General features: G+C 49.2%; 11 protein-coding genes and 1 riboswitch. Of the genes, 7 read left to right on the top strand and 4 right to left on the bottom strand.

Annotated features, from left to right (window positions below):
* Positions 1 to 11 precede the first annotated feature (11 nt).
* The gene (locus tag NFR98_RS07745) at positions 12 to 1,019 is read right to left on the bottom strand and encodes an ABC transporter substrate-binding protein (protein WP_026683697.1); all 1,008 of its coding nucleotides are present in this window, start codon (positions 1,017 to 1,019) and stop codon (positions 12 to 14) included.
* 770 nt (positions 1,020 to 1,789) lie between these two features.
* Positions 1,790 to 3,325, bottom strand: a complete 1,536-nt coding sequence (gene gntK, locus NFR98_RS07740; protein ID WP_251459904.1) for a gluconokinase — start codon at positions 3,323 to 3,325, stop codon at positions 1,790 to 1,792.
* A 217-nt stretch (positions 3,326 to 3,542) separates the two neighbouring features.
* On the opposite strand from gntK, the gene NFR98_RS07735 reads away from it, so the two are divergent.
* The 3 genes from NFR98_RS07735 (at position 3,543) to NFR98_RS07725 (ending at position 6,017) form a co-directional block, all read left to right on the top strand.
* Positions 3,543 to 4,085, top strand: a complete 543-nt coding sequence (locus tag NFR98_RS07735) for a flavodoxin family protein (RefSeq protein ID WP_251459902.1) — start codon at positions 3,543 to 3,545, stop codon at positions 4,083 to 4,085.
* Positions 4,086 to 4,100: 15 nt separating this feature from the next.
* On the top strand, positions 4,101 to 5,144 hold the full coding sequence (locus NFR98_RS07730) for a DUF2584 family protein (protein WP_225620990.1): 1,044 nt from the start codon (positions 4,101 to 4,103) through the stop codon (positions 5,142 to 5,144).
* A 483-nt stretch (positions 5,145 to 5,627) separates the two neighbouring features.
* Positions 5,628 to 6,017 (top strand): NUDIX hydrolase, encoded by a 390-nt coding sequence (locus tag NFR98_RS07725; protein ID WP_014097652.1) that lies wholly within the window; start codon positions 5,628 to 5,630, stop codon positions 6,015 to 6,017.
* Positions 6,018 to 6,167: 150 nt separating this feature from the next.
* Here the strand turns inward: NFR98_RS07725 and pckA are convergent, their stop codons facing one another.
* On the bottom strand, positions 6,168 to 7,757 hold the full coding sequence (gene pckA / locus NFR98_RS07720) for a phosphoenolpyruvate carboxykinase (ATP) (RefSeq protein WP_251459900.1): 1,590 nt from the start codon (positions 7,755 to 7,757) through the stop codon (positions 6,168 to 6,170).
* A gap of 170 nt (positions 7,758 to 7,927) precedes the next feature.
* Positions 7,928 to 8,076: riboswitch (SAM riboswitch) on the top strand.
* 145 nt (positions 8,077 to 8,221) lie between these two features.
* On the opposite strand from pckA, the gene metK reads away from it, so the two are divergent.
* Positions 8,222 to 9,433: a methionine adenosyltransferase gene (gene metK, locus NFR98_RS07715; RefSeq protein ID WP_251459898.1), complete on the top strand. Its 1,212-nt coding sequence runs from the start codon at positions 8,222 to 8,224 to the stop codon at positions 9,431 to 9,433.
* A 230-nt stretch (positions 9,434 to 9,663) separates the two neighbouring features.
* Positions 9,664 to 11,562, top strand: a complete 1,899-nt coding sequence (asnB, locus tag NFR98_RS07710) for an asparagine synthase (glutamine-hydrolyzing) (protein WP_017550245.1) — start codon at positions 9,664 to 9,666, stop codon at positions 11,560 to 11,562.
* A 370-nt stretch (positions 11,563 to 11,932) separates the two neighbouring features.
* On the opposite strand, the gene NFR98_RS07705 is transcribed toward asnB, so the two are convergent.
* Positions 11,933 to 12,448: a gamma carbonic anhydrase gene (locus NFR98_RS07705; RefSeq protein ID WP_014097656.1), complete on the bottom strand. Its 516-nt coding sequence runs from the start codon at positions 12,446 to 12,448 to the stop codon at positions 11,933 to 11,935.
* 158 nt (positions 12,449 to 12,606) lie between these two features.
* On the opposite strand from NFR98_RS07705, the gene NFR98_RS07700 reads away from it, so the two are divergent.
* Entirely contained in the window at positions 12,607 to 13,413 is an 807-nt protein-coding gene (locus NFR98_RS07700; RefSeq protein WP_014097657.1) for an alpha/beta hydrolase, read from the top strand.
* Positions 13,414 to 13,423: 10 nt separating this feature from the next.
* Entirely contained in the window at positions 13,424 to 14,518 is a 1,095-nt protein-coding gene (gene tbcS, locus NFR98_RS07695; RefSeq protein ID WP_014097658.1) for a tetraprenyl-beta-curcumene synthase, read from the top strand.
* The last annotated feature ends 62 nt before the right edge of the window (positions 14,519 to 14,580 follow it).

The following is a 14,580-nucleotide window of genomic DNA, read 5'->3' as shown; positions in this document are numbered from 1 at the left end:
CCCCCTTTCCGTTATTTTGCCTTTTTCACAATCGATGCGTTGACGAGTTTGTCGTACGGCACAGTATGGTCGAGTTCTCCGGCTTCTTTCATGATGTCCTGGATCGTGTTCCAGCCGCTTTTGGTTAAAATCATATCGCTACTGAACGAGCCCTGGCTGCGGTACCGTTCAATGGAGGAGGCGAGCATATCAGTTTTCGTGTCTTTAAAATAAGGCTGAACCGTTTTTGCGACCGTTTCCGCATCGGTTTCTTGCACCCATTTTCCGGCCTTTAGCAGGGCGCGGACAAATTTCACCGCTGTTTTTTCATGCTCTTTCAAATAGCTTTGTTTTGCCATGAAGGTCGTGTACGGCACTTCGCCGGACTCTTTGCCGAAAGAAGCCACAATATAACCCTTTCCTTCTTTTTCCATTGTGGATGCGGTCGGTTCAAACAGCTGGACAAAATCCCCCGTTCCGGATGCATAAGCATTAGCGACATTGGCAAAATCGATGTTTTGGATCAGCTTCGTGTCTTTGTGCGGGTCAATACCGTGCTTTTTCAGGACAAACTCGCCGACCATTTGCGGCATTCCGCCTTTCCTTTGGCCGAGAAAAGTGGTGCCTTTCAGCATATCCCACGAAAAATGGTCGATTTTTTTGCGCGAGACGAGAAATGTTCCGTCTGTCGCCGTCAGCTGTGCGAAATTGATAACCGGGTCTGCCGCTTTTTGTTTGTATACATAGATGGACGTTTCCGATCCGACAAGCGCAATATCGGTTCCCCCTGAAAGCAGGGCAGTCATCGTTTTATCCCCGCCCCATGTGGTGGTCAGCTTAATATCAAGCCCTTCCTCTTTGAAATATCCTTTTTCAAGCGCGACATAAAGCGGAGTGTAAAAGACGGAGCGTGTCACTTCGGCAACCCGTACTTTCTGCAATGCTTTTTTCTTTGAACCGGTACTGCCGCACGCGCTTAAACTGAATGCAAGCAATGCGGCAAGTAGAAGCGTGCATCCGGATTTGAGCCACTTTTTCATCATGCAACCTCCTCATTGGGCTTTTTTACAGCCTATGCCGCGGGCGCTGATTGTGTGAACGCCTAATCAATTAAAAATTTATTTTGCCGGGTTAGGGGAAGAGAAGAGAGCTTATGATAAAAACGATGACAGTACTGGAGACCAGCCGGATGCCGGGGCATAGAGGGCGTCTAGGTTAAGAAAGCGAGGAAAATTGACATCCTTTCTTCACATAGAGTGCATCTACGTTAAGGAAGCGTGGAAAAATGAAGGTCTTCCGTCACATAGAGAGCGTCTACGTTAAGGAAGCGCGGAAAAATGAAGGCCTTTCTTCACATAGAGAGCGTCTACGTTAAGGAAGAAAGCAAAAACGAGTCTCTTTCTTCACATAGAGCGCGTCTACGTTAAGAAAGTGCGTAAAATTGACGGCCTTCCTTCACATAGGGCGCGTTTCAGGTGCAAGCTTTTCCCTGCATTTTTTATAAATGCCAAAGCTGTCAGCATTCTTGCTAAATCTAGGAATTTTGCTTATTCAGCAATCCCTATTTGCAACCCAGGTCCTTCGCAAATTTTAAAGCGGAATGGTTGTCTTCCATACATTCCCGCACTGTGTCTTTCTAAAGGCAAAGCGGACGAACTGTTTTTGCGAAAACACCACCATTTGCGAATTGGATCTCGCAAAGTGGGCGGCCTAGTTTTACAAAAAACGCCGCCATTTGCAGAATGAACAAAAGCAAATGGCGGCCCTATCAAATCCATGCGTGTCTGTTGTTTTCACCATTACGCGTGCGTTATTTTACCCATTTTCGCTGAAAAGCGGAAATGTTGGTGTATTCCCCTTCAAGCAGGCGGGAGATCCGGATATAAATCGGAAGGATCTCTTCGTATACCGCAGTGTTTTCCGGAATCGGGCGATGGGTGTGTGTGGCGCCGATCCAGTCGGAGACAACCGAGAAGTCATCTATTTCGTCGAGCGCGTACATGCCGAGGACGATCGCCCCGAGGCAGGAGCTTTCAAAACTTTCCGGCACGACGACTTCCTGGTTGAAAATATCAGCGAGCATTTGCCGCCACAAATCGGAGCGGGCAAAGCCACCGGTCGCCTGGATTTTTTTCGGGATGCCGATCATTTCCTGAAGCGCCAGCATGACCGTATAGAGATTATAAATTACGCCTTCCAGCACGGCGCGGACCATATGCTCGCGTTTATGGTGCAGGCCAAGGCCGAAAAACGAGCCCCTTGCATCCGCGTTCCAAATCGGCGCGCGCTCGCCGGCCAGGTACGGATGAAAGATGAGTCCGTCCGATCCCGGGGCAACACGGGCGGCAATTTTCGTCAGCACTTCATACGGATCAATGCCGAGCCGTTTTGCCGTCTCGACTTCGGCTGCGGCCAGTTCATCGCGCACCCACCGGAACGTCATGCCGCCGTTATTGACCGGCCCGCCGACGACCCAGTGGTTTTCCGTTAATGCATAGCAGAAAATCCTTCCCTTTGGATCGGTCACAGGTTTGTCGGTAACGGTCCGGATCGCGCCGCTTGTCCCGATCGTGATCGCGACAACACCGGGGTCGATTGCATTCACACCGAGATTTGAAAGCACCCCGTCACTTGCGCCGACAACAAACGGCGTGTCTTGCGGAATGCCAGTTTCGACCGCATATTCCGGCGCAAGCCCGGTGAGGGAAAAGGTCGTCGGCACAGGTTTTGACAGCTTGTCCGCTGTAATGCCGGCCACATGTAGCGCATCTTTGTCCCAGTCCAGGTCGTGGAGGTTAAAAAGGCCGGTCGCAGAGGCAAGCGAATAATCGATGACATACTGCCCGAAAAAGCGGTAAAAAATATACTCTTTAATGCCGATAAACTTGAACGTTTTTTTGAACAGCTCCTGTTCCTCGTGGCGGAGCCATGTGATTTTGGAAAGGGGGGACATCGGATGGATAGGGGTGCCGGTCCGCCTGTAAATGTCCTGGCCGTGCCATTCATCCTTTATTTTTTTCGCCCATTTTGCCGCGCGTGCGTCCGCCCAAGTAATGCAGTTGGTTAGCGGTTTTCCGTCTTTGTCCACTGCAATCAAGCTGTGCATCGCGGAACTGAACGAAACAAGTTTTATTTCGGAAGGATCAATGTCGCTTTTTACGATCGCTGTTTTCATCGAGTCAATGACAGCACGGAAAATTTCATCCGGATTTTGCTCGGCGACCTGAGGGGATGGGCTGTAAAGCGGATAGCCTGCATGGTGCATGCTGATGACTTTCCCTTTTTCGCCGAATAAAACAGATTTTGTTGTTGTTGTACCGATATCTACGCCTAAATAATAGGTCATTAAAAGTCAATCTCCTTTTTATGAACCTGTTGCTTCAAAATGGTTTACAGTTCAGCGTTTTTTTAATTTTTTCCAATACCTTTATTTTAACTGAAACTGGACGGGTTTTAAAAGTTTTTTGGAAAATCGCTGGAATCCGAATTGCTTGACAGGCGAAGGCTGCGGCCGACATACTAACATAGAAAGTAAAAGTAAATGGATAAAAGAGGGTACAGCCATGACGATTGCAGTGATTTACGGAAGTTCGCGCCCGCGCGGCAATACAGAGATGCTGACAGAGCGGGCAGTGGAAGGCATGCATGTGGAGCGCTTCTATTTGAAAGATGCGCATATTCTTCCAATCGAAGACAAGCGCCATACGGATTCAGGGTTTTCAAAAGTGGAGGATGATTATAGCATTCTCATCCAGCATATTTTCATGTGCGATACGATTATCTTTGCAACGCCGATTTACTGGTACGGGATGTCGGGGCTGATGAAAAACTTCATCGATCGCTGGTCGCAAACGTTGCGGGATCCGCAGTTTCCGGATTTTAAAAAAAGAATGGCGGAGAAAAAAATTTATGTGATTGCAGTCGGCGGGGATATGCCGCGTGTCAAAGGGCTGCCGCTGATTCAGCAGTTTGCATATATTTTTGACTTTTTAGGCATGCGTTTTGACGGTTACATTCTTGGAGAAGGCAATAAACCCGGCGATATTGTACAAGATAAAGAGGCAATCTTTGCAGCGGATCAATTAAACGAAACACTGAAAAGGTGATGCAATTTGAAGACCGTGATCGAAAAGCAGCTTTTTCCGTCCCCAAATCCGCGTGTGCGCATGTATCTTGTGACATACTGGTCGGACGGCTTGAAAGTGAAAGGGTTGCTGGCAGAGCCGGATGACGGGCGCGTTTATGACGGGTTTTTATATTTACGCGGCGGCATCAAAAGCGTCGGGATGGTGCGGCCGGCGCGGATCGGCGAGTTTTCGTCGGAAGGGTTTATCGTTTTCGCGCCTTTTTACCGCGGCAACTGGGGCGGGGAAGGCGATGAAGACTTTGGCGGAGACGATATGCATGATGCGTATTTTGGTTTTGACGTATTGATGGAGAATGAGCGGGTGAGCGGGCGTGTCCACGTTTTCGGATTTTCCCGCGGCGGCATCATGGCACTCGGCACCGCGGAAGCACGGCCGGCCGCGTCTATTGTCACATGGGGCGGCGTTTCGGATGTTGCGCTCTGTTATGCGGAACGGGTCGATTTAAGAAAAATGATGAAGCGCGTGATCGGGGGCACGCCGGAAAAATATCCGGAACGGTACCGGGTGCGGACGCCACTGTATAAGCTCGGGCAAATTGGTTGCCCCGTTCTCGTTATCCACGGGGAGAAGGATCAAAATGTGTCCGTGGAACACGCCATTCGTCTCGAACACGGTCTCAAACAGCTTGGAAAATCGGTTGAAACATGGTATTTCCCGGAACTTGGCCACCATTTCCCGCCGCCTGTAAACCGGCGGGTTGTCCATGCTGCCAGCGTTTGGATGAAAAGGCATTCCGCACATGATACAATAGAAGCAACGACGGAGGTGAGCCGAATGGGAATGCCGATGGAACTCGATACGATGCTCGTGACGAACGGAAAAGAAGAGCGTATTGAGCAAAACCTCTTTTTGCTAAAACAACCGGGATACTGCGTGTATCCGCTTGATACGCCGGTTGAAATCCGGAAAAAGAAGGAACACGGGCCGAGCGGAAGCGCTGTCATCCGCAAACTGGAATGGGAAAACAATACAACGATCGTTCACTATGAATTGGTTTCTTTGAACACGCCGAATTAAACAGGCGCCGCACCATGGTCCGCGGCGCCTGTTTAGTTTATCAGGACGGGCGGAAGGGAATTTTACAAGTGTAATGCCTGGCTGGTCTTGCGGAGAACGCCGGAATTCGGCCAAAGGGCAATGCCTTGTGAACGGAACTGAACCAGCTTGCGGGTAGCGCGGAGAAAGAACGGATCCGGCGGGAGTGGTGCCGGAGTATTGGTGAATGGAACTGCTAAAATTTTTCAACTGGGCCTAGACCGGTGTGGACAGGAATATTGGCGAACGCAACACGTCTTGCAAGTGTGCCGCCAGCCTGGTTCTTCGGGATGAAATGGGCAGGATTGAAAATACTAATCGGAAGAGAGGCCGGCTTCTAAAACTGGAAAAGAGAACTGGTCGCAGCGATTTAAAAAGGCTGGCAGCTACTCCCGCCAGAATCGAATACTTGAGGTAAAGGGCCGGCCTTCCGCATTTGCTTGAAAAAGGAGGAGAAGTCCAAAGATGGAAACGGACTACAAAAAAGCTTGCGGCGCATATGCTGTCATTTTTGATGCGAAAAAAGAAAAAGTCGGGGTGGTGCCATCGGGCAGCGGCTACAGGCTGCCGGGTGGGGAAATCAGCCGCGGGGAGTCTGAACTTGCCTGCCTGATGCGGACAGTCGGCGCGGAACTTGAAATCGCGGGCTTTTTAGGCAAAGCGGCACAGGAAACGGGCGCGCGGTCCATGGATGAAGGCCTGTTTTATTTAGGAAAATGGGAACAGCCCCGCAAAGGAAGCCATAACTTGGAATGGCTCAACCTTCACGAGGCTGTGGAAAAAATGGCCGGTGCCCACCATCAATGGGCAGTGCAGGAAGGAATCAGCGCCGTCCAGACAAGCACCTGGTTTTAACTGGGTTTCCGCTTTTGCTTAAATGAGCAGACCCTTGGTACTCGCCGTAACCTTTTGGGTTGCTGCAGCGTTTCCGCTTTTACAGAAATGAGCATACCACAATTTAATTGGAGTCTCATTTTAATTTAAAATGCGGGCTCCCGTTTATGCTTATATAAGCGGGCCGCCGAGTTTTTCAATGTCATCCGGCACCGAAAATTGCCGGAAATTTTCTTTGAACCGGGCTGCAAGTTCGAACGCTTTTTCACGGTAAGCCTGCTTGTCCGTCCATGTATCTGCCGGATAAAGGACGTCATCTGACACCCCTTCAATATGAACCGGGATGTGTAGCCCGAAAATATCATCCTGCCGTGTTTCGGTATCTTTCAGTTTGCCGTTTATCGCAGCCCGGACCATGGCCCGCGTATCGCTTAATTTCATGCGGGAACCGGTTCCGTACGGGCCGCCTGTCCAGCCGGTATTGACAAGAAATACCTGGACGTTGTGCCTGTCAACTTTCTCGCCGAGCATTTCCGCATAAACGGCGGGCTCAAGCGGCAAGAACGGCGCGCCGAAGCAAGTGGAGAACACGGCTTCCGGGCGCGTGACGCCGCGTTCGGTACCGGCCAGTTTAGAAGTGTAACCGCTTAAGAAATGGTACATGGCCTGCTCTTTTGTCAGCCTGCTGATCGGCGGCAGGACACCGGATGCATCGGCCGTCAGGAATATAATGGTTGACGGATGGCCGGCCATGCCGGAGCGGGCAATATTGCCGATGTTTTCAATCGGGTAAGCAGCCCTTGTATTTTCCGTCAGTGCATTGTTGTCATATTGCGGTTTGCGGGACACCGGATCTACGACCACATTTTCAAGTACGGTCCCAAAACGGATCGCCTGGTAAATTTGTGGTTCTTTTTCTTCCGTAAGCCCGATGCACTTTGCATAGCATCCGCCTTCAATATTGAAGACACCGCTGTCGGACCAGCCGTGCTCATCGTCCCCTATAAGTGCGCGCTCCGGATCGGCGGAAAGCGTCGTTTTCCCGGTCCCGGACAAGCCGAAAAACAGGGCCGTATCGCCGTTTTTCCCAGTATTGGCGGAGCAGTGCATGGGAAGGATGCCTTTTTGCGGCAGCAAGTAATTCATGATGGAAAAAATGCTTTTTTTCATTTCGCCTGCATATTCCGTCCCGCCGATCAAAATTATCCGGCGTTCAAGTGAAATCATGATGAACGCTTCGGAATGCGTGCCGTCAAGCGCCGGGTCTGCCTTAAACAGCGGCGCGGAAAGAATCGTAAATTGCGCATCGTGTTGATAGAGCTCCTCCGCATCCGGCCGGATAAACAATTGATACGCGAATAAATTATGCCAGGCGAACTCATTCACGGTCTGGATCGGAAGGCGGCTTTTTGGATCGGCACCCGCAAAACCTTTAAACACAAAAATTTCGTCTTTCCCTTTTAAATGCCGGACCATTTTTTCATAAAGCCTGTTGAACACGCCGGGAGAAACCGGCTGGTTGATTTTGCCCCAGTCGACACGGTCTTTTGATTCGGAGTCGACGACAATAAATTTATCTTTCGGTGACCTTCCTGTATATTTTCCTGTTGCAGCAGAAATGGCCCCTTCCGTTGTCAGTACAGCTTCTTTCCGTTCGATAATTTTTTCCATTAATTGTGGCACGGAAAGCTGCATGCGTACGTTTTCCCCCGACAACAAAAACTTTAAATCGTCAGAAGCGCCAATCAGATCCATTTTCATAAACCGCCCCTTTGAATAACTTATTTCACTTTAAACGATATCAGTATAACATATTCATCCGTTTATTACATACTTTTTTCCGGGAAAAATGCAGAGGACAAAGGGGAGAAGGGCGAAAAAATCATTGACAGCGCCTGCTAAATTGCGTATGATTTTACTTTGAACGGATACTCTTATCCCGAGCTGGTGGAGGGACGGGCCCGATGAAACCCAGCAACCCGCCTCTGGAACAGGCAATGCGCTCGCAACGCAGCTGCCGCTTGACTTCCAGGCAAAGGTGCTAACCTGCAGCAAGGAATGTTTCCTTGAACGATAAGAGTGAAAGGCGCGATTGATTGAAGTCAAAACCTTTCCACTCATGATGAATGGGGAAGGTTTTTATTTTTGGCTTTGTACATGAAATGAATCGAGTTTAGGGTATGAGTACCGTTTCCAATATGTAACCATATAAGGAGGAAAAGCGGATGTTAAAAGGACGGCATTTGTTCACATCGGAATCGGTGACGGAAGGCCATCCGGACAAAATTTGCGACCAGATTTCCGATGCCATTTTGGATGCCATTTTAGAAAAAGACCCGAATGCCCGCGTTGCCTGTGAAACTTCCGTCACGACAGGGCTTGTGCTCGTCACGGGGGAAATTTCCACCAATACATATGTGGATATTCCGAAAGTGGTGCGCAAGACCATTAAAGAGATCGGCTATACGCGCGCGAAATACGGGTTTGATGCGGAAACCTGCGCGGTGCTGACATCGATTGACGAACAGTCCGAAGATATTGCGCGCGGCGTTAACCAGGCTTTGGAAGCCCGCGAAGGCGGGATGAGCGACGAAGAGATTGAGGCAATCGGAGCCGGCGACCAGGGCCTGATGTTCGGGTTTGCCTGCAATGAGACAGAAGAGCTGATGCCGCTTCCCATTTCGCTTGCCCACAAGCTTGCCCGCCGTCTTGCTGAACTCCGCAAACAAGAAGTGATCCCGTATTTGCGCCCGGATGCAAAGACACAGGTGACAGTTGAATATGACGAGAACAACCAGCCTGCCCGGATTGATACGATTGTCATTTCAACGCAGCATGATCCTGACATCAGCGCCGGACAAATCCAGGAAGATATGAAAAAATACGTCATTGAACCGGTTGTGCCGGCACACTTGCTCGATGCGGATACAAAGTATTTGATTAATCCGACCGGCCGCTTTGTTATCGGCGGCCCTCAAGGGGATGCGGGGCTGACCGGCCGCAAAATCATTGTCGACACGTACGGCGGCTATGCACGTCACGGCGGCGGCGCATTTTCCGGGAAAGACCCGACGAAAGTGGACCGTTCCGCTGCTTATGCCGCCCGCTATGTTGCGAAAAATATTGTTGCGGCAGGCCTTGCGGAAAAATGCGAGGTACAGCTTGCGTATGCGATCGGGGTGGCGAAGCCCGTTTCTATTTCCATCGATACGTTTGGGACCGGAAAAGTGCCGGAAAAAGTGCTGATCGAGGCGGTCGAAGCTCATTTTGACCTGCGCCCGGCCGGCATTATCAAAATGCTCGACTTGCGCCGTCCGATTTACAGGCAGATCGCTGCGTACGGGCATTTCGGCCGCGATGATTTGGATGTGCCTTGGGAAAAAACGGACAAAGCCGGGGCGTTGAACGAATTCGCCCGCAATCATATCGGAAAATAATATGAAAAAGAGCGCGCCTGGTATACAGGCCGCTCTTTTTCATAAAACGGCGGGAATAAGGAATCCTGTTTGCCTCATTTTTAACAAAAACCCTGCAAACTGGCGGAAAACATGCTAAACTATATTACATGTGCAGAATTTGGCCGTCAAATTTTGGCGGAAATGCATTTGTTTTTTAAAGAAATAAATTTACAATAGAGTATATCGAAATGAAGTAGGTGACTTTTTACATGTGCGGATTTATTGGCTGCGTCCATGACCATCCCGTTACATTATCAGACGAAGACAGGCAACAGTTTAAACAGATGAATCATATGATTGAGCACCGCGGCCCGGATGATGAAGGCTTTTATGAAGACGAGCATATCCAGTTCGGTTTCAGGCGCCTGAGCATTATCGATATCGAGGCGGGGCACCAGCCTTTAACATACGAAAACGAACGGTACTGGATTATTTTTAATGGCGAAATTTATAACTATGTGGAATTGCGTGAAGAACTGCTAAAAGAAGGGATGACATTCGAAACGAATTCGGATACGGAAGTCATTCTTGCCATGTACAGCCGTTACGGCGAAAAAGCAATCGGACGTCTGCGCGGGATGTTCGGGTTTGCGATCTGGGATAAGCAGGAACAAACGCTTTGCGGCGCGCGTGACCCGTTCGGCATTAAACCGTTCTTCTATTATGAAGACGGCGATAAAATGTATTTCGGTTCTGAAAAGAAAAGCATTTTGCTTGCCATGGAAAAACCAGAACTGAATTATGATGCTGTCCAATATTATTTAACCTACCAATTTGTGCCCGAACCTTTCACCATGACAAAAGACATCCGGAAACTTGAACCGGGCCATTATTTTGTGAAAAAAATTGGCAAACCGATGGAAATCAAACGATATTGGAAAGCATCCTTCCACCCGGTTCATAAAAGCGAGGACGAATTTATTCAAGAAGTGCGTGACGTAATGATTGATTCGGTGAAAGTCCATATGCGCAGCGATGTACCGGTTGGCGCATTCCTGTCGGGTGGGATCGATTCCTCGATTACGGCATCGATTGCAAAACAGTTCCATCCGGGCATTAAAACATTCTCCGTCGGCTTCGAACGCGACGGCTACAGCGAAATTGATGTGGCCAAAGAAACGGCGGAAAAACTCGGGGTTGAAAATATCAGCTATGTGATCACGCCGGAAGAATACATGAAAGAACTGCCAAAAATCATTTGGCATATGGACGATCCACTCGCAGATCCTGCCTGTGTGCCCCTTTATTTTGTGGCGCGTGAAGCAAGAAAGTACGTGACCGTTGTTCTGTCTGGCGAAGGCGCGGATGAATTGTTCGGCGGCTATAATATTTACCGTGAACCGCAGTCGCTTGAAGTTTTTGATAAAATTCCGGCTGCCGGAAAATCTATTTTGAAAGCTTTGGCGAAAGTGTTGCCGGAAGGGGTAAAAGGAAAAAGCTTTATCGAACGCGGCGTCACGCCAATGGAAGACCGTTATATTGGCAATGCGAAAATGTACACCGAAGAAGAAAAACGCGACTTGCTGTTGACTTATAACAACAGCCTTGACTACCGTGACATCACAAAGCCGCTGTACAATGAAACAAAAGGCTATGATCCGGTTAACCGGATGCAATATATCGATATCCATACGTGGATGCGCGGCGATATTTTGCTGAAGGCGGACCGGATGACGATGGCCCATTCACTTGAACTGCGTGTGCCGTTTTTGGATAAAGAAGTGTTCCGGGTCGCTTCGCAAATTCCGGCGAGCTTAAAAACGTCTCATAACACAACGAAGTATGTTTTGCGCAAAGCGGCAGAGGGCATTGTGCCGGAACATGTGCTGAATCGGAAAAAACTCGGGTTCCCGGTCCCGATCCGCCACTGGCTGAAAGATGAAATGCATGATTGGGCGGCAGAGATCATCAAAACGAGCCCGACCGATGACATCATCAACAAACAATATGTACTGAAGCTCTTGGAAGACCATTGTGCAGGCAAGCTCGATTACAGCCGGAAAATCTGGACCGTGCTCATTTTCATGCTCTGGCATGCCGTGTATATGGAAGACAAGTACGATTTCCAAAAAGGCGCACAAGGGCGGCTTGCCGGCGCTTCGCTGTAATCTCCAAAAAATCGATTCACAATCGGGAAAATAACCGGATAAAGTTGTCCGCAAAATGAGCGGGCAGGAGGTTTTTCCGTCTTCAAAAGGGGATGGAATTGTGAAATGGTCCGATGTTCGTTCAGCGTTTCACAGTAAGAAAGCTGGGACAAAAAAGGGGGGTCTGGCCCCGCTTCCGTGTAATCGGAAACGGGGGCAGGCCCCTTTATCGTATAACGCTTTTTTCGTATATGCCTGGTAAGCTTTGCATTTATCCCGGTTCGCAGCATGGCTTTTTTTGTTCATTTTTTCGCTTGTTTGCGGCTTAAAACAGTGCGGCTGCCGATGCTTTTAAAGAAGGCGTTATTTTTGTCCCCGCCGGTAACCTTTGTCAGCGCCCGACGGAATTTTTATAGTACTGTGCTTTTTCGGCATATTCGCGGACGATGCGGCGCATGTCCTGGATATCTTTTTCGGTAAGTTCACGGATCACTTTTGCCGGGCGGCCGAACGCAAGCGTATGCGGAGGAATCTTTTTCCCGGGCGTTACAAGGCTGCCGGCGCCAATAAAAGCGCCTTCCCCGATTTCGGCGCCGTCAAGAATAATTGAACCCATGCCGATCAAAGCTTTTGTCCGAACATGGCAGCTATGTAAAATTACCTGGTGGCCGACCGTCACTTCATCTTCCAGTATGAGCGGTGTTTGCGGGCTTTCGTGCAGGACGCAGTTATCCTGGACATTTACCTTTTGTCCGATTTTTACCGGTGCGACATCGCCGCGGATAACGGTTCCAAACCAGATGCCGGATTCATCGCCGATTTCAACGTCCCCCGTAACGGTCACATTGTCAGCAATATAAGCAGTTGGCGCAATCAAAGGGGTTTTTCCATTGTAAGCATAAATCATATTCATACCCTCCTATTTTGATCTTTTCTTTTATCTTAAAGAATTGGGAATAAATTGTGAATAAATCGGGTTAAAAATGGCATATGTTTTTCAGAACAGAAGGATTATGGGTAAAATAAAAGCAGGATGGTTTCGCAGGTTTTGAAGGAGGCAGGAACATGTGGAAATGGGAAGCAGATGAAAACCCAAAAGCAGTCATCGTCATAGTTCATGGCGCGATGGAACATCACCGCCGCTACAGCTGGCTAATTGAGATGTGGAGATCAAGCGGCTATCATGTCGTGATGGGCGATCTTCCCGGTCATGGGATGACATCAAGAGCAAAAAGGGGGCATATTGATTCCTTTGATGAATATACAACAGAGATAAAAGAGTGGGTGACGGCAGCCTATCAGTTCGACCTCCCGATTTTTCTCCTCGGTCACAGCATGGGCGGGCTGGCGGTCATCCGGCTGCTTGAGCAGGAACATCTGAAAATCGCGGGGGTTATTCTTTCCTCGCCGTGCCTTGGGCTTGTCCAGTATCCTTCAAAGCTGCTCGGCCTGCTTTCGATCGGGTTAAACCGGATTGCCCCGGGCCTCCGCTTTAACAGCCCGCTGACCGTGCAAATGGCAACGCGGAATAAGGATATTCAAATGCAGGCGGTCAACGATTCATTGATGCTGACAAAAGTATCTGTCCGCTGGTACCGTGAGCTGCTCGCAGCGATGCGGCAGGCACAGATGGATACCGTACGGCTGCCGGACGTCCCGTTTCTTGTCATGCAGGCCGGGAATGACAAAATTGTGGACAAGGGGGCTGTCGTAAATTGGTTTAACCAAACTTCCGTGTCCGAAAAATTATACAAAGAATGGCCGAAATGCTACCATGAAATTTTCAATGAACCGGAAAGGGAAGATGTTTTCCTTTATGCGAAAAATTTTGTGGAAAACCGGCTCCGCACGTTAGGCTATATATTAGAATGAGGTGACGCTTGTGACAATTCCATCCTATCCGATCTCATTAATGGCGCAAGTTTACCGCCGGGTGATGCCGGCTGTCCACCGTGAACTCCATTACTGGCGGGAAAAGGCACGCCAGATTCCCAATGATGAATTAAAGACACAGGCGCTCGCCAGCATTCAACATAAAACGTTTCACTGTGAAGGCGGATCGATCCTCGGCCTTTTGGCAATGGAAGAGCGGACAGCGGCTTTTCGGTTTATTGTCGCTTACCAGACGATCAGCGACTATCTTGATAATCTATGCGACCGCAGCACATCGCTTGACCCGGTTGATTTCCGAGCACTGCACGAGTCCATGTCCGATGCGCTTACAGTCGGCGCACCGTTGAAAAATTATTACCGTTACCGACTGGACCAGGATGACGGTGGTTATTTGCATGAACTCGTGCGGACATGCCAGGTTGTGTTGAGCCGCATCCCTCAATATAAAGCCATTCAACCTTATTTGCTGGAACTTTGCCGTTATTATTCGGATCTGCAAGTACATAAACATGTGCGCGTAGAGGAACGGGTGCCGCGGCTAAAGGAATGGTTTTTGCGCTACAAGCCGGATTTTCCAGATATGGAATGGTATGAGTTTTCCGCCTGTTCCGGCTCGACCCTCGGGATTTTCTGCCTTGTTTCCTACGCGCTCCGGGACGATTTCCGCCCTGAATATGCGACAATCATCCGTGACGGGTATTTTCCTTATATTCAGGGGTTGCATATTCTGCTGGATTATTTTATCGACCAGGACGAAGACAAAAAAGGCGGAGACTTGAATTTTTGTTTTTATTACCCGAGCGAAGAAGAGCTGTTTAAACGGCTGAAGCATTTTTTGCAGGAGGCGGATAAACATACGGCCCGACTCCCAAATGAAAAATTTCATAAACTGATTAACCGGGGGCTTTTGGCTGTTTATTTGTCAGATGAAAAGGTGAAGAAGCAGCGGAGCGTTCAGAAATTGTCGCGGAAAATGATCAAATTTGCCGGCTCGATCAGTTTATTCTTTTATTTTAACGGAAAAATGTACCGCGCCATCAAAAACATGATCCCGGCCAGCCTGGCAAAAACAATAGTAAAATGAGCCGGCTGGTGGCAACGGGAAAGGGCAGATTTTATCGGCCCCTTTGTTGCCGTTTTTAGAAA

The organism is Weizmannia agrestimuris (assembly GCF_943193165.1).
In the GTDB taxonomy this organism is placed as follows: Bacteria; Bacillota; Bacilli; order Bacillales; family Bacillaceae_C; genus Weizmannia; species Weizmannia faecalis.
This window is presented reverse-complemented; position numbering and strand designations above follow the sequence as displayed.

Excerpts from the sequence above, each read along its gene's own strand:
- NFR98_RS07725 (WP_014097652.1), top strand. The coding sequence starts at position 5,628 with ATGGAAACGGACTACAAAAAAGCTTGCGGCGCATATGCTGTCATTTTT.
- gntK (WP_251459904.1), bottom strand. The coding sequence starts at position 3,325 with ATGACCTATTATTTAGGCGTAGATATCGGTACAACAACAACAAAATCT.
- NFR98_RS07700 (WP_014097657.1), top strand. The coding sequence starts at position 12,607 with ATGTGGAAATGGGAAGCAGATGAAAACCCAAAAGCAGTCATCGTCATA.
- metK (WP_251459898.1), top strand. The coding sequence starts at position 8,222 with ATGTTAAAAGGACGGCATTTGTTCACATCGGAATCGGTGACGGAAGGC.
- NFR98_RS07735 (WP_251459902.1), top strand. The coding sequence starts at position 3,543 with ATGACGATTGCAGTGATTTACGGAAGTTCGCGCCCGCGCGGCAATACA.
- NFR98_RS07705 (WP_014097656.1), bottom strand. The coding sequence starts at position 12,448 with ATGATTTATGCTTACAATGGAAAAACCCCTTTGATTGCGCCAACTGCT.
- asnB (WP_017550245.1), top strand. The coding sequence starts at position 9,664 with ATGTGCGGATTTATTGGCTGCGTCCATGACCATCCCGTTACATTATCA.
- pckA (WP_251459900.1), bottom strand. The coding sequence starts at position 7,757 with ATGAAAATGGATCTGATTGGCGCTTCTGACGATTTAAAGTTTTTGTTG.
- NFR98_RS07745 (WP_026683697.1), bottom strand. The coding sequence starts at position 1,019 with ATGAAAAAGTGGCTCAAATCCGGATGCACGCTTCTACTTGCCGCATTG.